Genomic DNA, 18,395 nt, shown 5'->3' with positions numbered 1-18,395 from the left:
TCCCCTCCAAGTAAAAGTGTAACATCCATGTTTATTCATGGTCTTTTTACACTGTCTACCTTAAGGGGATAATATCATGTCCCGTAAAGCAAGTTGTCCTTTTTTAATGCTATGCATCGCTTCTATTCCCGAAAGAATAGATTTAGCTGTACGAAAAGATTTCAATCCTAACATCGAACGAACTCTCTTTTTAATAAAACGATGATCTTGTTCCACAATGTTATTAAGGTATTTTACCTGCCTTATTTGGATGCCTACGGGCATCTTTTTCTCTTTCTTCAACTCTTCAATCGCAATAGGATAGGCTGGGTTCTTATCTACTGTGATAACACGGGGCTTTGAAATATGAAAAGACCGCAAAGCTTTCTTGAAAAAGCGCTTTGCAGCCTTATGATCTCTTGTGTTGCTTAAATAAAAATCAATCGTATTTCCTTCTGAATCAACAGCACGATATAGGTACATCCATTGACCTTTCACTTTCACATACGTCTCATCGACTCGCCAAGAATCATTGGTTGGCTTAAGATGATGCCGTACTCGCTCATCTAATTCAGGACCATACTGGTGAACCCAGCGCATGATGGTTGTATGAGCAATAGATAGTCCACGTTCTTCCATCATTTCGGCTAGATCACGAAAACTGAGGTTTTACCGTAGGTACCATCTTACGGTTAATAAAATAATATCAGGTTGATAATGTTTCCACTTGAATAGATTTTGCTTTTCCATACTGATCACGTCCTTTTTTAGAGTACTAGTATCAGTATGTCCAAGTTTAGGGGATTACTTGCAAAGTTTGCACCAGAACCGAAATGGATAAACCCCGTTCCTCCATCATTTCCACTAAATCACGAAAACTAAGATAATATCAGGCTGATAGTGCTTCCATTTGAACAAATTTTTCTTTTCCATACCAATCACACACCTTTCTAGAGTAATAGTATCAGTATGTCCAAGTTTGATAGATTTTTTGCACCAGAACCAACCAATCTACAGCTAATACAAAATTTAAGATCTTCTAATTTTCAGTGTGTAAAAGCTGAGTGGCTTTTGCTTTCTTTTTCTGTCCTTTTAAGAAAAACGATACAGCGAGGGCAACAATTATAAAGATTAACCCAATCGTGAATGCCCCTTGGAAGCCGGATGTTAAGCCATTTAATTTTTCTGCTGGATCCATTGGATTTGCTGAGTTTTTCATATATTCAGTTGTACCTGAAGACATTTTAGATATAAATATAGCCGTGCCAATCGCGCCAGCTACCTGCTGTAATGTATTGAAGAGCGCTGTACCATGTGGATAAAGCTCTGGTGTCAATTGATTTAAACCATATGTTTGTACTGTCATCACAAACATGAGTCCAATCATTAATACGCTATGCATCAAGATAATTTGTGTCAATGTTGTTTCTGGGTTAATGCCTTTAAATAGCCACATTGCAATGGCTACTAGCACAATACCAGGGATGATAATAATCTTTGGACTCAATTTATCAAATAATTTACCTGCAATCGGTCCCATAATGGCGCTAATTATACTACCCGGTAGCATGATTAGCCCTGATTTTAAGGCTGTAACAAGTAAAACCGTTTGTAAGAACATTGGTAATAATGTCATTGTTGAGAACAGCGACATCATGACAATGAATATTAACCCAACTGATAAAGTAAACATTGAAAACTTAAATGCGCGTAGTTCTAAAATTGGATTATCGATTTTTAATTGACGAACAACAAAAATGAATAACGATATAGCCCCGATAATTAAAGTGGAATAAACTTTAGGATCTGACCATCCTAAATCACCTGAAGAACTAAAGCTATACACAATCCCACCGAAACCTAATGTTGATAAAAGAATTGATAAATAATCAATTTTTGGTCGTGTTAACTCCGTGACACTTTGAATATATTTCATTCCAATTAAAATGGAAATGATTACGATAGGAATAACAATGTAAAATAACCAGCGCCAACTAAGTAAATCAACGATAATTCCGGATAATGTAGGACCAATTGCTGGAGCAGACATCATAACAAGTGCTATTAAGCCCATTGTGGCACCACGTTTTTCAGGTGGACAAATAATTAAAATCGTATTCATTAGTAATGGTGAAATTAACCCAGTAGCGATTGCTTGGACGATACGACCGATTAATAAAACGGAAAATGTCGGTGCGAACCCAGCAATCAATGTACCGACTAAAAATGTTACCATGGCGATTAAGAACATTTGTCTTGTTGTAAGCCATTGTTGAAGTAAAGCTGTAATCGGTACTAAAACCCCAACAACTAACATGTAAGCTGTAGAAAGCCATTGAATTGTTGAAGCTGATACATCAAATTCTTTCATTAATACGGTTAAAGCATTACCAAGTAATGTTTCGTTTAAAAATGCGACCGTTGCACCTAAAAGTAATGCAATTAAAATTGGTGTATGTCTAATATTAGAAATATCAACTTTGCTATTTGTAGAACTTGTAGTCGTAATATTCATTTATTGATTTTCTCCCTGCTTTCTTTATTTTTAATACATTTGTATAGGGGGAGCGTCAGGAAAATGCGGATTTACAACGGTAAGAAAATGTTCGTAAATTATCCGGCCTTCATAACGAAAAACGGATTCCATTTAAACTTTATAATAATTACCAAGATAATAACTTTTTTTTCATTTTTAGGGTCTTCTTTAAGCAGTACCATTAAACTTTTAAAATTATTAATCCCAATTCCTATATTTATTTATCTCACTCTTTTTTTAAACGCTTCTTCTAAATCAATATCGAGCTTGTTGGCAAGATCAAAAAGATTCCATACCCCATCGTATATTTCAAAACTCAAATGTTCTTTTAGTTCATTAATATTATAAGCATCAGGTATGGAAGAGATTTTTAAAACTTCTTGAGCTACCTCTCCTATTTCTGTAACCAAAAATAAGGTTCTTTCTTCAATCGTTGAATGCTCAAAACCTTTATTTTTACTAAACTCTCTAACATTTCTTTACAATCCAGATATTTTCATTTTTTAATTCATTCACAAGGATTCTTTATAATCCAAAACTAGATTCCCTAATTTTTTTGAACATGCTTTCTTAGTTACAAAGGGCTTGATAATCTCTCCGCATCCTATAAATATTATAATATTCACTAAAGAACTGATTTCTTATTTGAAAGGAATCGGTTGTTATTTTAATTAGTATTAGGCTATTGAGAAAAGGATGCTTAGAGTTATCCATTCCTTCTGATATTTGAAGTATTATTTGACTAATTTCCAAAAATTTGGCCCATAGTTATTGTTCTTAATAAAAATTTCTAATTCATTAAAAGGCAAGGTTTCTCCTACTTTTAATTTATAGATTTTATTATTTATAGGGGAACCAAAAGAAATATCTAATTGTTTATCATTAAGATTAAATAGTATAGAATGAACAGTTCCGAAATTTTCTTCAAAATTGTGTACTGTTACACCATTAGGGTATTCCTTTAACATTAATTGTTGTAATTCATTCTTTGTAATAAAATTATTACTTTCTAAGTTGTTTTTCAAAAAATTATAACGCATTTCAGAGTGTTCTAATTTTCCGTTTTCTAACTTAATTATTTCTGGCATTACAGCATGATTGGTTGCAATAAAAAATCCTAATTGTTTATTGCCTCTTTCTACAGCCTTTTTTCCATCATAAGTTTCTATTAAAGCTGCGTTACCATTGGCATCTGCCAGAAGCAAATTCATATTTGCTCCAATAGGCATATCCTCTAAATAAGAAATTCCTTCCTCAACGTCTTTACAATTTTCAAGTAAAGCTCTGACTATTACCATAAACTGTAGTCCTTTTATGATAGGCTTTTTCATTCCTAGATGTTTTCCAACTGGTATACCGCAAGAGGCAAAAGCTACACAGAACCCCTTTTCATTTAAGCCTTCACTTCGCCCAAAATAAGAAACGGAGAATCCGGTATGACTGTATTTACCCTTTACTTTTGTTGTACAGAGTCTCATATCAGATATTGCTGGTGACAAGTCGAAGTTTCTAAGGACATAGGTTTTACTATCATTTGTTTTAGACGGTAAAACAGCACCCAAACTACATCCACCTGGTTGTAGCAAAGCATCATCAAAGAAATTAAGATAACTAGGCTTTACATTTAGTGAATCTGCAAACCCTTGTAATTCTTCGATTAAACCAGGACAATACTGGTTCATTAATTTTTCCATATCCCTAAATTTCGCCTCATTTATTGGTTCGGATAATAAAACTACATTCATTGCATTAGGAATCTTTTTTATTTCTTCTCCTTGCCTTCTACCAATCTCGTAGCTGTTGCCTTCAAGAAAAGAAAAATAACCTTGAATTGAATCTTTCATATTTGTCACTCTCCAGTCCAAATTATTGATTAATATCGTGGTAATACATAAGTGTCCCTATAGAAGCGGCATCTATCAATCGTCTATCTGATACATATTTTGCTCTGTTTGTTTGTCCCTTAGCTCTGTTTATATCTAATGTATTTAAGTTTGCTACAACAGCCATATTCCCTAATGGATCTGCTAACAAGTAGTTATTAGCTACCGAAGTTGGGAATCTTTTTAACACTTCTATTCCTTCTCCCACAGTACAACAATTTCTAAAATATATTTAACAGCAAAATAAGAATTCAATCCTGGCTTAATTCCCTCATGAGGAACTGATGTAATTCCTACAAATAAACCATGTTGATTTATATCATCAACTTTTCCACTAAAACAATCTGAATGATCTACATATTTATTTTTACCTTCAAAACAAACTAATGAGGATTCTGTCATTTTCTTTAAATTTAAGAGCATATCCTAATTACGTCCAACAATCATTTCTCTTCCATTGAATGCCGAGAAAATGCTGCATTGACCGGCCAACTCAAATACACCTATACTTAAGTGAAATGAACTGACTTCTTCCAATGAAGAATGACAACCATCAGCAAATCCTTGTATTTCCTTCACAATACTAGGGTCAAATTCAGTGAGAATAGGTTTGCATTGTTCCCCGAATTTAACTTTTCTTCTGTTACTTTCGGGAATCGAAATCCATTTTTATAAAGGATTTCTGCATAACGCTTACCTGCCTCGTAAGCATTTCTTTATAATCTCGGATGATACATAGTAATTCCCCTCCGTTATTTCTTTGTATATATAAAGAATAAACTCTCCAGTGGGTGGAGAGTCTATCCTGTTTCTATATAAAAGCTGTTACTTAACTATCGTTCTTAATAACCCGTATACATATTTTGGTGATAAACTCTGAGGGATGAATGTTAAAATCTGGTCGTATCTCTCTTATATTAAAATAGGAAGGAACAAGTCCTTTTTCATAAATCTCTAGCTCTTTCCCTACATGAATTAGATTCTGTTCCATTATCCAATTTTTTAACAATTCATATCCTACATACAGCTCTGAATAGGAACCTTTAACAGTCAGGCATGCGTATGTCCCACTAGCTAAAATTCTACAACCGTCTATTTTATTCGTATCTTTTATTGGAAGAAGTAGTTCTACATCTGCCTCTTTTTGATTCAAATCTCGTTCGTGAAAGATAGCCATTAGTTTTCCTGTAATCACGAGATTAAAAGCGTAAACTCGATCAAATAAATTTTTAACCAAATTATCAATAAATTTAACCTCTATTTTCTCACGAATCGTATAAACTAGTATTTCCTTTCGATTTTCAATAAAACAGTCGGATAAAAGAGGTCCTGGAATTATAGAAGCCTCTTTTTCGATTTGTACTTTTAACCGATGCATCTCTTCTATTTGTTTGGAAATTTGTTCTTTTTGATCCTTAAGTTCATCAATTTTATGTTCAAATATGCTTTTCCATTGTATCTGATCAGAGCTTTCAATAAATTCCTTAATCGTAGCTAAGGAGAATTGACAGCTTTTTAGAAGCATAATTTTGTTTATGATTTGAATTTTGTCATAGTCATAATACCGATAGTTTGTTACAGGATCTATGTAAGAAGGTTTTAGTAATCCAATGTCGCTATAGTAGCGTAATGTTTTAACAGGAATATTACATATTTCAGAAAATTTGCCTATAGAGTACATTATATTCTCCCTTTACGATTATAAAATATTTGTTATAAATTAGGATCTAAACATCTTGCTCAATTTCCTTTAGTCTACGATAAAACGCAGCCTGACTGACCCCTGTAATTGTACATATCTCTTTTATAGTTTTATCGGTAGTTTGACGTAATTCAATGGCATGATTCATTCCTGGATGCTTATCTGTATATTTTTTTACTCTTCCTCGATATTTACCTTTTTGCTTGGCTAATTTAATTCCTAAACGTTGCTTTTCTTTAATCATTTCTCGATCGAGTTCACTAAATGCTGCCATTACAGTTAAAAAGAATTTACCTGTTGGAGTTCTTGTATCGATCCCTAAATTTAAAATTGCAAAATGAACATTCTTTTCACGAAGTTGTTCTACTAATAGTAATAATTGAATGGTATTTCGACCTAAACGATCCATTCTAGTTATGACTAAAGTATCCCCAGATGTAAGTTTTGAAAGTAACGTGTCTAACTCAGGCTTTTGTTTTGTAACTCCGCTTATTTTCTCTTTTATGATTTCATCTACTCCATATTTTATGAGCTGTTCAATCTGTGTATCTAAATTTTGATCTTGTGCACTTACACGAGCGTATCCGTAAACCATTTTTATCCCTCATTTTGTACATTTTTTGATAAGTGTTATTGAGAACCCACGAGACTAATAATATCAAGGAAAAGATTTCTTCTCAATAGAGTACACCCTACTGGTAACAGTAAATTAAAATGATATTCTCTCTATAAGTTAAACTTTTTAATAATTAAATTAGCGATATAAAGGTCGAAATTTAAAGATTAACTACTTTTTTGTATTTATTTTCCAGGAGGGCCCCTCATACCTAGAATTGTTTCCGTACCCCATTATGTTTGGAACTTAAATGAAAAAACAAATTTTAATAATCTAAGACCATTACGAGAGAAAAATTATATAAAAAAGTAGTAAAGTAAATAGCCGGTTCCTTAGCGTACAGGGAACCGGCTAAAATGTGTCCAAATTGTGTCTAAACGTACAATTTTCTTTTTTTGATATGGTGACCCCATCGCTATCAAGCTAAGAAAATAGAAAACCCCCAAAACGAAAGATTTGTTCATTCTCGATATAGAAATGTTAATTTTATCGTTTTGGGGTAGTTGCTTTTCTTAAATTGACATTCTCTTCTTTATTCCCTATAAGCTATTCATTTTTTCTATCGAAAATACTATTATAGGTTTTATTCACTAACTCTAAGGTGTTTCTTATAAAACCTTGATAAGGCGTCAGGGGTAGCGAATCTATTTTACTAGCTGCTCTCTGCGCATAGATAAGTGCTTCCTCTATTCTTCCTAGTTGTAAAAGACAATGTGCTCTATATGCATCTGCTGTGTAGAGAATACATAATTCAAGTGGGTAAATAGTCGTATTTGGCATCTTAAATTGTTCAAATGCTTCAAGGGCTTCTTTTATATGTCCTTTTCCTAATAATACTTTACCTTTTTCAAGATAATAATAGTCACTTCCGAGATTCCCCTTTACTAGGGTAGCAAACCTATCTAAGTAATAAAGGGCCTGTTCATAATCCTCTGATGTTTGATTATGATAATGTGCTTGAAGTAACAGTGTAAAAGCTAAAGATTCATCATTTTCACTAAAAACAGCAAACTGTTCTGACTTCTTGATAAAATAAGCATAATCACTTTCATTGTTATGAAGAAGAGCTTGAAACGCTGCAATTCGGAAAATATTATCCATCTTATAAAAGACTCTTTTTCTCTTAGATAGTTCAATTAGCTGATTAAGCTTACTCTTTCCTGATTTATAGTCACCTATCCCGAAGAGTAAGACCATTTCAACGTAATTCGCTTCTATTTCAACGACCATATCAATTACTGTTGCTTTTTCATGATACTCTTTTCTTACATTTCGTAACATTATCAGAGCATCATGGTAATCCTTCTCTTTTGCACGGTATTCTACCATATGTACTTTAGCAGCAACGCAGTGGCTATAAAGGGATAACCGCTCATAGATTGCTACTGCTCGTTTTATCAACATTTCCCCACGCTTTTGCTCGGATTTCATAACTGTTCTTCCGGAAATCTCCAATATCCTAGCAGATTCAAATGAAATGGGAAACTGTTGGTCCAACATGTCGTGTGTCAAACTAATTATCTGTTCATCATTATTTTTTTCAAACGCTTCCTCTACTTTATTAAATAAGTGTTTTAGCTCATCAGATGTAGGGCTCCCTAACAAATATTGAGGATCGCAGCCCAACTGGTGCGCGATAAATTTCAAACTATCCATCGAAGGGTTCGAATGCCCATTTTCAATCATGCTTAACATCCCTTTTGACATTTTATTACCAGCTAATTCTACAAGTGTCATACCTTTTTCTACCCTTAATTCATTTATTCGTTTTCCTAACTCATTCATTTTCAACATCCTTTGTACTTCAATCTACTAGTTCAATTATATTAAACTTTAGATTGAAAAGAAAATCAGTACATGTTACTATAAGTTCAATTAAATTGAACTTGTTTAATTGGATTTTCAATGGATAAAAAGAAAAAGGGAGAATGGGATATGAGTGAACTTATTGGGAATGAAACAGGACAAAAATTAGATATAGGTGGTATTGAATTATACTATGAATTGTTAGGGGGAAATAATGAAGGTCCAACCCTAGTTTTTGATGCTGGATATGGAGCCACTTTAGAAAGCTGGAATCCTATTAAAGATGACATTTCAAAGTTCTCAAAAATGTTTATTTATGATAGAGCTGGTATTGGCAAAAGTGAAATGAATGAAAGACCTCGCCATAGTCAGCAAAGTGTCGAAAATCTACGTATATTACTTAATAAAGCAGGTATAAACCCTCCATATGTATTAGTCGGACATTCATTTGGAGGGTTAAATACAAGATTATTTGCAAGCACATATCCAGAGGAAGTAGTAGGAGTCGTTCTCTTAGACTCAACTCACGAGGATCAAAACAGAATATTGCCCTCTTTATTTACAAAAGAAGTTCAGGCGGCTTATTATAATCAATTTACTTTGGAAGGTTCTCTTAATGAAGTGGAAGAAAGCTTAGAACAAATTCGTACTTCTAAATCACTTGGAAACATTCCACTCATTGTTGTAACGGGGGGGCTGCAGCCTTTTCATACAGTGGAGTCTATGGCTACTTGGATGAAATTCCAGGGAGAGCTTGCTAACTTATCGACTAATAAAAAACATATTGTTGTTGAAGATGCTGGACACGCAATACATATTGATCAACCTCAAGTTGTTGTTGATGTAATAAGGGATATATTAGATATGGTAAAGAATAATAATAAACACTCTACTCTGTAATAATTTGTTATAACTTAAAATTCATGTTGGTGAATCATTATTACGTGCATTAATAGTTTAGTTTATATTCAAGTTAGGTATCCTCTTATATTGGGTGTGTCACTTGTGCAATAACGACACATTTAATATAAGAAACGGTACTATTTTTTCTAAATAGCAAGTGGCTATCGTAGAAAAATAGTTTTTTCATCCCAAAGGAGATTCTAGGATATGTTTTTCTCATTTTATTGGTGGTACCCTATCGCCATCACGCTAAGGTGGATTCATATCCATACTATAAAAATGTTATTCTTTTTGTAAAAATATAGAGAAAGGATGGCGTTTTTGTATGAATCTATCGATTCAAGATGAGTTTCATTTGTTCGCTGAAGAACTACAGCGATATCTATCCCCACATATTCTTCAACAACTTGCACAAGAGACAGGTTTTGTAAAACGTAAAAGTAAGTATGGCGCACAAGATTTGGCTGCTTTATGTATTTGGATCAGTTAACATGTAACAAGTAGTTCCCTTAATCGATTATGTAGTCAACTTTATGCAAATACAGCTACACTCATGAGTCCAGAAGGACTTAATCAACGTTTTAATCGATGCGCTGTTTTATTTCTACAGCGTGTATTTTCTCTTTTAGTCAAAAGCCAACTAAACGATTCTTCTTAAATTTCAAATCAATACACTTCTTATTTTCAACGTATACGTATTTTAGATGCTACTATTTTTCAGGTCCCCAATCATTTGGCTCCTATTTATCCTGGTTCAGGAGGATGTGCACAAACAGCTGGTATTAAGATTCAGCTAGAGTATGATTTACATAGTGGAAAATTCCTCAATTTTCAAATGGAACCAGGTAAAAATAATGATAAAACCTTTGGTACAGAGTGTTTAGATACCTTACGCCCAGGAGATTTATGTATTCGAGATTTAGGATACTTTTCTCTAAAAGATTTAGACCAGATGGATCAACGAGGTGTATTCTATGTTTCACGGTTGAAGTTAAATAATAGAGTATATGTGAAGAATGAATTTCCAGAATTCTTTCGGGATGGAACAGTAAAAAAGCAATCTTTATATGTTTTACTTAACCTTGAAGATATTATGCATCAGATAAAACCAGGAGATACTTATGAAATTCGAAATGCCTATATTGGACAACAAAAATTACCCTCGCGAGTTGTAATATACAGACTCACATCAACTCAAATTCATAAACGTAGGAAACAGCAAACTTATGTTGAAAAGAAAAAAGGAGTTACATACTCTGAAAAAAGTAAACGATTAACAGAAATCAACGTTTAAATTACCAACATACCATGGGAAATTGTTCCGATGGAACAGGTTCATGATATCTACTCACTACGTTGGCAAATAGAGATTGTATTTAAAACATGGAAATCTCTTTTTGGTATCAATCATTGTCACAATATTAAGCGAGAGCGTCTAGAATGTCATCTTTATGGACAGTTAATCGCTATTTTTCTTTGTTCTTCCACTATGTTCAAAATGCGACAGCTGTTACTACAGAAAAAACAAAAAGAATTAAGTGAATATAAAGCAATTTATATGATTCAAGATCATCTGTACTTAGTATATGAAGCTATACAAAAAGACACCCAAGAAGTATCAAAAATTTTCCTTCGTCTATTTGACCTCTTACAGAAAAACGGACGGAAATCGCATCGATATGAGAAAAAGACAGTCTTTGATATTTTAGGTGTCGTTTATCAGTGTACTGTATCCAATCTAAAGCAGAAAACTGCATAATCTTTAAAAATACACCTTATCAAGGTTTATTTGGTATGCGTATTTTTAAAAACAAATAAACAAAATATCAAGCATGTAGGCAACATGAACAGAAGTTCATAGGAAACCCAACCTTAGCTTGATGGGCATGTATGGTGACCCCTCTTATGTTCTTTAGATGCTAAATCCTTTTGTCTACGTTTCATTTGCGTTTCAGTTAATTTGTACAGAATTAGTCTTGAAGGAAGTTTTTGATACATTCCAATATAAATCTCAGGGATTTCATATGTTTCACCTGACTGTAATTGGTTAATGAATTGCTCCATATCTAATTGGATGTACTCAGAGTGCTTTTTAATTGTTCCATTTTGAAAGTATTCAGGCTCTTTATTCTTCTGATATATACGTGTATTGAGCTTTAATCTTGAAATAAAATAAGCATTACACTCTTCTATAGTATGTAAGTCTTTTAAGTCGAAGTATCCTAAATCACGTATACATACATCGTTCGGTTGAAGAGACGTTAAACAAGTAGAGGCATAAGTTTTATCATTGTGTTTTCCTGACCCTACATGAACATGTAGAAACTGTCCACTTAAAAGATCATATTCGAGTTGAATTTTCACGCCAGCATTTTGACCACTACCACCTGAACCTTGATATGTAGAAGTGAATTTATCCGGAATCTGAAAATGTGTAGAATCCAATACACGAATACGTCGAAAATAGTTTGTATACAAAGTCGGAATCTTGCTAGAAGAACAAAATTGTTGATGAAGTAAATGTGCTAAGAGTTGTTGTAAAAACTGGACAGCCTGAGGGTTAAAACGTTGATTGAGTCCTTCTGGACTCATAGAAATACCGGTGTTAGCTTCTAGTCGACTACATAATTGTGTCAATGAAGTATGAGCTATATTTTGGCTTAACCAAACACACAGAGCTACTAAATCTTGTGCTCGGTATTTACTTCTTCGTTGAACAAATCCGATATCCCTAGCTAACTGTTCTAAAACATGAGATGACATATGTTGTTGTAATTCTTGAGAAAACAATTCTAGTTCATCAGAAATCGATAAATTCATACTGAAAACGCCATCCCTTCTGTGTATTTTTACAAAAAGGATAACGTTTTTTTTGTTGTATGGATACTAATTTACATTAGGCTTTCTGGAAATGTGATAAGTATCCCTTGCTACTTTATAAAATGAAAAAAAGACCTTAACAATACAAAAATCTCTTGAAATTAGAGATTCTGTAACTCAATTAGATCTAATTCTTTTTGTCTCTTTTTTTTAAAACATTTTCTTCCTGAAGCCCATATACTTAAAAATCCGCATAAACCAGCTATTATCATTATCCATGTAGAAAAATAATCACCTTTAGCTATTAGTAGTTTATTAAAATAGAAGCTAATAAAACCTATGTATGCTACAGGAAGAATTCCACCTAAATAAGGGTTTTTTCGAGATGATAAAAAGATTTGAGTAACTATAATAACAATAATAACTAGTATTCCAACTACAGGACTCATAATTAAACATCCCTTTCTTTTTTATATTTTTCTATGATGATTTTAGCGATGTCTAGACTAATTCGTTCATCAATAACAAATCCCTTAATCATATTTACAAACTCTACATCATCTTCTTTACTATGTATTTCAATCTTTTTTATTAACTTATCTAATTTGGCACGTACTGTTGGATAAGAAACATCATACAAGTTAGACATATTTTTTAAAGAGCCAGAATTTAATATAAACTTTCTAATAAATTCTAAAGACTCTTTATCTAACGAGAGAACCCATGAAGGGATTTCTTCTCTTTCCATAAAAAACACCTCCTTACTTTAATAATATTAAACTTAACTTAAAAATTATTCAATATATAATTAAATAAATTTAAAAAGTTTTAAATTTATTTGCATTTTTAAAACCACAGATTGATGGCATATTGTATATTTCATAAAAAAGGGAGCTTTTATGCAAACAGATTATCAAGTTTTGCAGTCTTTTAGGAATAGTACCCTATGCCTATCAACCTAATCAGAACAACTTTATCAAAAATGATATAAATAAATTTCGTTGTTATAAAAGCCACAAAATTTTCGTTTTGGGGATACTTCAAAACTTAGCTTGATGGTCATGTGGTACTACCCCAATTAAGTATGCAAAATAAAAGGGGGTAGTCGTTATTTACGACTTAACCCTTTCTCTACAAGCTTCTTTTTGTAATATTAAACTAAGTTTAATACAGTTACTTTTTCGCGTGTCATAGACTCAAGGCTCTTACGAATACCTTGTGCCCCCATACCTGAGCCTTTTACACCGATGAATGGGAAGTGGTCAGGACCGCGTTCTGTACGTCCGTTAATTTGAACAGAACCAGTGTCGATTTTGTTTGCAATTGCAAATGCTTTGTTAATGTCTTTTGTGAAGACACTTGCTTGCAGACCGAACTTTGATTTGTTCGCAATTTCAATTGCTTCTTCGTCAGAAGAAACACGGATGATTGGAAGGATTGGGCCGAATGGCTCTTCCCAAGCAATTTTCATTTCTTCTGTTACGTGGTCGATTAAAGTTGGATAAATTAAGTTACGCTCACGTTTGTTACCGATAACGATCGTTGCACCTTTTTCAGCAGCGTCGTCAACTAAACCTTGAACGAAGTCAGCAGATTTATCGTCGATTAATGGAACGATTGTGCTGTCTTGTTCTGGAGAGCCAACAGATAGTTCAGCTACTTGCTCTTTTAATAAGTCAACAAGCTCGTCCGCTACATTTTCGTGTACAAGTACACGTTTAATAGCTGTACAACGTTGACCTGAGTAAGAGAATGCACCGCTTACGATATGTTTTGCAGCTTCTTGTAAGTCAGCATCTTCATGAACGATACCAGGGTCTTTACCACCAAGTTCTAATACAAGTGGAATCATCGTAGCTTTTTTCGCTAAGTGTTTACCTGTATTTGTACCACCTGTGAACGATACCATATTGATGCCAGCATGCTCTACTAAGTAGTCACCAATTACAGAACCACGTCCTGTAACTACATTTACAAGACCTTTTGGAAGACCTGCTTTATGAAGTGCTTCAACCATTTTAATACCGCTAATTGCACCTTGTGTAGCTGGTTTGAAGGTAACCGCGTTACCCATAATAAGTGCTGGTGCAAGTTTTGCAGCAGATAAGTTTACTGGGTAGTTAAATGGTGAGATTGCTAGTACAACGCCAAGTGGTGCGCGTTGAATAATCGCAAGTTTAGATTTAGATCCGCCAGGGAAGCTATCACCCATCATGCTTTCTCCGTGCATGTGAAGAGCCTCGTCAACTGTGTAACGAATAAAGTCAGCTGTACGAACAACTTCTTTTTTCGCATCTTTATATCCTTTACCGACTTCTTTCATAATAATATCGGCAATTTCATCTTGCATATTTACGAGCTCATCAGCCCATTTATATAAATATTTTGCGCGATCTTGTAGGGAAGATTCGGCCCATGATTTTTGAGCTTCTTTTGCAGAAGCAATTGCTTCATCTACTTCACCGCGAGTAATTGCTTGTACTTGACCAATTACTTCGTGTGAGTATGGAGTTAGAATTTCGATTGTTTCTCCTGAAGAGCTTTCTCTCCATTCTCCGTTTAAATAAAATTTGTACGTATTGCTAGTTGTCATGATTAGTCCTCCTAAAATAGTAACTTGTAAAAGTGAGTATAAAGTACAAATAATAATCAGCGGAGGGGTTTTTCATCCCCCACTGATTATTATTTGCACCAGTGGGGCATTTACGGGCAATTTATCTCCCACCTACCTTTCTTTGCTTCCGCTGAATTTTGAGGTGGGAGTATTACTGCCGGTTAATGCGGGATAAATTCAGATTCCAGCCCAAACATCTTTTCCGTATCGTCCTTCATGTTGTAACTGATCCAACCAATTTCTTGCCTCTTGTTCACTGACTCTATGAATTTCTTTATATGCGTGACAAAGAGTATCTTCTACATCCGGAGCCATTCGGCTTCCATCACCACAGATATAAAGGTAGGCACCGTTATCTAATAACGAAATTAAATTCGCTCCATCTTGTTTCATTAAATGCTGTACATATGTTTTTTGATGTCCTTCCCAGCGAGAAAACGCTGTGTGTAAAGATATTAAGCCATCTTTTTCATCTTTTTCTAGTTCTGTACGATAGAGATAATCTTTTTCAGGATGACGACAACCGAAATAAAGATGCGCTTCCCCTAAGTTAACACCTTTTTGTTTTTGGACACGACGCGTTTGTAAGAATCCACGGAATGGTGCAACTCCAGTGCCTGGTCCAACCAGGATAATTGATGTTTCTGGATTTTTAGGTAACTGAAAACTTGATTCTGGAGTTCGAATAAAACAAGTAATCTCATCTTCATTGTGACGCTGAGCTAAATAATTAGAAGCGACACCTTTATATTCTCCTTGTCCACTCCATGCAGGTTCACTAACAACACCGACTGTAATACTTAGACGATCCTGTGCAACAAGTGGAGAGCTTGAAATAGAATAGTAACGCGGTTTGAGCGCAGGGAGAAGTTCTAAAAAGCGTTCAAACGGGATTTCACACGCCTCATACTTTTCAAGAAGATCCAACATTGAAATGCGTTTCTTTAGTATTTGGTCCTGATAAACTCCATCTTCCAATAATGCTTCCAATTCGTATTTATGAGGAGGACAGACCGTAAATATTGCCAATTCCCGTATTTGTGCTCGAGTTGCCGATTCCTGAACCTCAACACTATAGCTAAGAAGGTCAAATAAACTAACAGGACGGTCCAAAGGAAGATGAGCTGTACTGCGTCCACTTGTACTCAGAATGACTTGATCCTTCCCGTTTAATCCAAACCGTTTTAAAATTCGGTTGACATTTTTTCGGCTGTTACTTGGCAGCACTCCAAGGTGGTCTCCTTCCTGATAAGTAACTCCTTCCGGCAGGGCTATCTCAATATGTCGAGTGTTCCGCTCACTTTCAGGTGACTGAAGTTCTCGGCTAGCAATCACCGTTGCATAAACAGCTTCGTTATTTTGAGCGACCGGATTAGCAGGGGGACCTGAAATCAACTGAACGGAAAGCGATGATTGATGAGACAATGTTTCTGTTCCCTCTTTCATCTTTAGGCCAAAAGCATTCGAGACATCCTTCCACATGTTCTTTTGCCATTGAGCAAAATCATTCTCAAAATCTCCTCCGGCATCTGCCTCGCCTTTTGTGGTAAGCCTCATGGCACCTTTCTGTTCAAGCTCTTTATCAATAAATTTCGGAACACTCTGGTAAGTATTCGCCCAATTTCGATCTCCGCAGCCAAAAACTGCATACCTGATCCCTGTACATTCCTCTTTGTCTGCTTGTTCCAACCATTTTACGAACTGAGCGGCATTCTCAGGAGGTTGACCATTGTATGAAGAAGTTACAATGAACACCGCGCCTTCTTTAGGTAACTTGCCGATATAATCGTTCAATGTTCCCACCTTGCTCTGAAAACCCAGTAACCGTGCATGGTCTACCAGCTGCCTAGCAATCTCTTCCGCTCTGCCTAAGTTTGAACCATACAATATAAGCAGAGGTAAGTTTTCGGAACCTTCAATTAATTCTTGTTTTAAATATTGCGAAGACAGTTCCTTCTTTTCTTCATTTTCCTCTTCATCTGCCAACGGCTGATTCAGTAAAGCTGAGACTTGTTTTCCTTCTCTTAATTTAACTCTAATTCTGAAATTGTCCGGTTTTATGGTTAACGATTGCTTAATCTTCAACTGATAGTTTTCATTATCAATTAATTCAAACTTTTGAAGAATCATCCCAAGTACCAGAGTAGCTTCATAAAGTGCGAACTGCATACCAATACAAGCACGTTGACCATTCCCAAATGGTTTATATGCATGATTTGGTACTTTTGATGGGTCTGCGAAACGTTCCGGGCGGAATTCTTCTGCATTCTCCCCCCACACTTCTTTATCCCGATGAAGTTCAGGAAGAAGTACGGTCAAACCTTCTCCTTTTTTCACGTGATACTGCCCGCCAATTACGGTATCTTCTTTTGGATATACATCAAAGGATGGAGCAGTCGGCCATAATCGTAAGGACTCGTTGAGAATCATACGAATGTATTTAAGATTTAGCACTTGTTTATAAGATGGGGTAGAATCACCAAGGACCTGATCCACTTCTTCGTATGCTTTCTTAAGGACTTCCGGATTTTTTAGTAAAAAATAAGTCGTAAAGGATAATAAACCACTTGTTGTTTCATGCCCAGCAATTAAGAAAGTAATAATTTGGTATCGGATGTTTACATCATCCAGCCCCTCACCAATCTCAGGGTCTTTACTATTTAACATGCGGGCCAATAAATCTATTTCTCCGTTATTTCCATTGGCCTTTCGCTCTTTAATGATTTGGTCTACCAACGAAAACATGCTTTGTATATCATTCTGAAATTGTCGTTTTTTTCTAACCATCATCTTATCCATGCTCTTCAAGCGGAAACTTTTATACATAGCCTCGTTAAGAGCACGTACCATGCTGTCGATAAACGGGTCATGTTTTTCTTTATAAAAACTGTTAAATCGGTAATTAAAACCACAGAGTCCAATCGTATCCAAAGTGAGACGGGTCATGTCGTCAGGCACGTCGATATGATCATTATCGAGATTCATTCGGGACCATTTCTGAATCAGCTGCGAAGCGATGTCTAACATCATGGAGTGGTATCCCTTCATGGCTTGCTGGCTGAATGTTGGTAGCAATATATTATGGGCTTTTCTCCAGTTTGGCTCCGATGTTTCGCTCGTAAACAGACCGTCCCCCGTAAAAGCGCGTACATTCTCCAATTCATTATGAATATATTTATCAAAACGATTGATATCACAGACTTCAGCTACAAGTTTATGTCCAGAGATGCAAATTGTTTTATATCCACCTGGAGCAACCAGTCGAAATATTGGCCCGTATTCTTTCGCTAGTTTACCAAAAGAAAGAGAGGGTGTACTCATATCAATCATAGGTAAGTTACCGAGTGGCCCATATGTTTTGGGTTGTGGAATATTGCTTGTTTGTTCTTCTCTCATGTTAATCCTCCTAGCATTCGTCTAACAAAAAGACAGATAACGAACAACGTGTAGTTTATAATAAAATCATGTTGTTTATAATGGAATTATATCGTTTTTTCTACAAAATTCAATTTACATTTAAGACATAAATGTAAGAT

General features: G+C 34.9%; 12 protein-coding genes and 4 pseudogenes. 2 read left to right on the top strand and 14 right to left on the bottom strand.

What is annotated here, in order from left to right:
- Positions 1-60: 60 nt before the first annotated feature.
- The 9 genes and pseudogenes from J4P91_RS26830 to J4P91_RS26790 all read right to left on the bottom strand — a co-directional run bounded on the left by J4P91_RS26830 (position 61) and on the right by J4P91_RS26790 (position 8,501).
- Positions 61-729 (bottom strand): annotated as a pseudogene (locus J4P91_RS26830) (IS6 family transposase).
- Positions 730-1,018: 289 nt separating this feature from the next.
- On the bottom strand, positions 1,019-2,494 hold the full coding sequence (locus tag J4P91_RS26820) for an MDR family MFS transporter (RefSeq protein WP_207996508.1): 1,476 nt from the start codon (positions 2,492-2,494) through the stop codon (positions 1,019-1,021).
- 219 nt (positions 2,495-2,713) lie between these two features.
- Positions 2,714-2,994 (bottom strand): annotated as a pseudogene (locus tag J4P91_RS26815) (MazG nucleotide pyrophosphohydrolase domain-containing protein); the annotation flags it as partial.
- Between the two features lie 255 nt (positions 2,995-3,249).
- Positions 3,250-4,359 (bottom strand): C45 family autoproteolytic acyltransferase/hydrolase, encoded by a 1,110-nt coding sequence (locus J4P91_RS26810; protein WP_207996507.1) that lies wholly within the window; start codon positions 4,357-4,359, stop codon positions 3,250-3,252.
- 22 nt (positions 4,360-4,381) lie between these two features.
- A complete protein-coding gene (locus J4P91_RS29225; protein ID WP_243764036.1) occupies positions 4,382-4,606 on the bottom strand; it encodes a hypothetical protein in 225 nt (74 codons plus the stop codon).
- The gene (locus J4P91_RS29220) at positions 4,591-4,821 is read right to left on the bottom strand and encodes a C45 family peptidase (RefSeq protein ID WP_243764035.1); all 231 of its coding nucleotides are present in this window, start codon (positions 4,819-4,821) and stop codon (positions 4,591-4,593) included. Before J4P91_RS29220 ends, J4P91_RS29225 begins: the two co-directional genes overlap by 16 nt.
- Before the next feature lie 406 nt (positions 4,822-5,227).
- Positions 5,228-6,079, bottom strand: a complete 852-nt coding sequence (locus J4P91_RS26800; protein ID WP_207996506.1) for a MerR family transcriptional regulator — start codon at positions 6,077-6,079, stop codon at positions 5,228-5,230.
- A 46-nt stretch (positions 6,080-6,125) separates the two neighbouring features.
- Positions 6,126-6,695, bottom strand: a complete 570-nt coding sequence (locus tag J4P91_RS26795; protein WP_207996505.1) for a recombinase family protein — start codon at positions 6,693-6,695, stop codon at positions 6,126-6,128.
- A gap of 567 nt (positions 6,696-7,262) precedes the next feature.
- On the bottom strand, positions 7,263-8,501 hold the full coding sequence (locus J4P91_RS26790) for a helix-turn-helix domain-containing protein (protein WP_243764034.1): 1,239 nt from the start codon (positions 8,499-8,501) through the stop codon (positions 7,263-7,265).
- Positions 8,502-8,651: 150 nt separating this feature from the next.
- Between J4P91_RS26790 and J4P91_RS26785 the strand changes: the two genes are divergently transcribed.
- Both J4P91_RS26785 and J4P91_RS26780 read left to right on the top strand, forming a co-directional pair.
- Positions 8,652-9,422: an alpha/beta fold hydrolase gene (locus J4P91_RS26785; protein WP_207996503.1), complete on the top strand. Its 771-nt coding sequence runs from the start codon at positions 8,652-8,654 to the stop codon at positions 9,420-9,422.
- 328 nt (positions 9,423-9,750) lie between these two features.
- Positions 9,751-11,184: pseudogene (locus J4P91_RS26780) on the top strand (IS4 family transposase).
- 140 nt (positions 11,185-11,324) lie between these two features.
- On the opposite strand, the pseudogene J4P91_RS26775 reads toward J4P91_RS26780, so the two are convergent.
- The 5 genes and pseudogenes from J4P91_RS26775 to J4P91_RS26755 form a co-directional block, all read right to left on the bottom strand.
- Positions 11,325-12,245: pseudogene (locus tag J4P91_RS26775) on the bottom strand (IS4 family transposase); the annotation flags it as partial.
- Positions 12,246-12,406: 161 nt separating this feature from the next.
- Positions 12,407-12,694: a hypothetical protein gene (locus J4P91_RS26770; protein WP_207996502.1), complete on the bottom strand. Its 288-nt coding sequence runs from the start codon at positions 12,692-12,694 to the stop codon at positions 12,407-12,409.
- A gap of 2 nt (positions 12,695-12,696) precedes the next feature.
- Positions 12,697-12,993, bottom strand: coding sequence for a DUF2089 family protein (locus J4P91_RS26765; RefSeq protein WP_207996501.1), 297 nt, complete (start codon positions 12,991-12,993; stop codon positions 12,697-12,699).
- A 405-nt stretch (positions 12,994-13,398) separates the two neighbouring features.
- Positions 13,399-14,838, bottom strand: coding sequence for an NADP-dependent glyceraldehyde-3-phosphate dehydrogenase (gene gapN, locus J4P91_RS26760; protein WP_207996500.1), 1,440 nt, complete (start codon positions 14,836-14,838; stop codon positions 13,399-13,401).
- A 198-nt stretch (positions 14,839-15,036) separates the two neighbouring features.
- A complete protein-coding gene (locus J4P91_RS26755) occupies positions 15,037-18,255 on the bottom strand; it encodes a bifunctional cytochrome P450/NADPH--P450 reductase (RefSeq protein ID WP_207996499.1) in 3,219 nt (1,072 codons plus the stop codon).
- Between the last annotated feature and the right edge of the window lie 140 nt (positions 18,256-18,395).

It is taken from the genome of Bacillus sp. XF8, from assembly GCF_017498755.1.
In the GTDB taxonomy this organism is placed as follows: Bacteria; Bacillota; Bacilli; order Bacillales; family Bacillaceae_G; genus Bacillus_A; species Bacillus_A bingmayongensis.
Note: the sequence above shows the minus strand (reverse complement) of the source record. Positions and strands in the feature narration are given on the sequence as shown.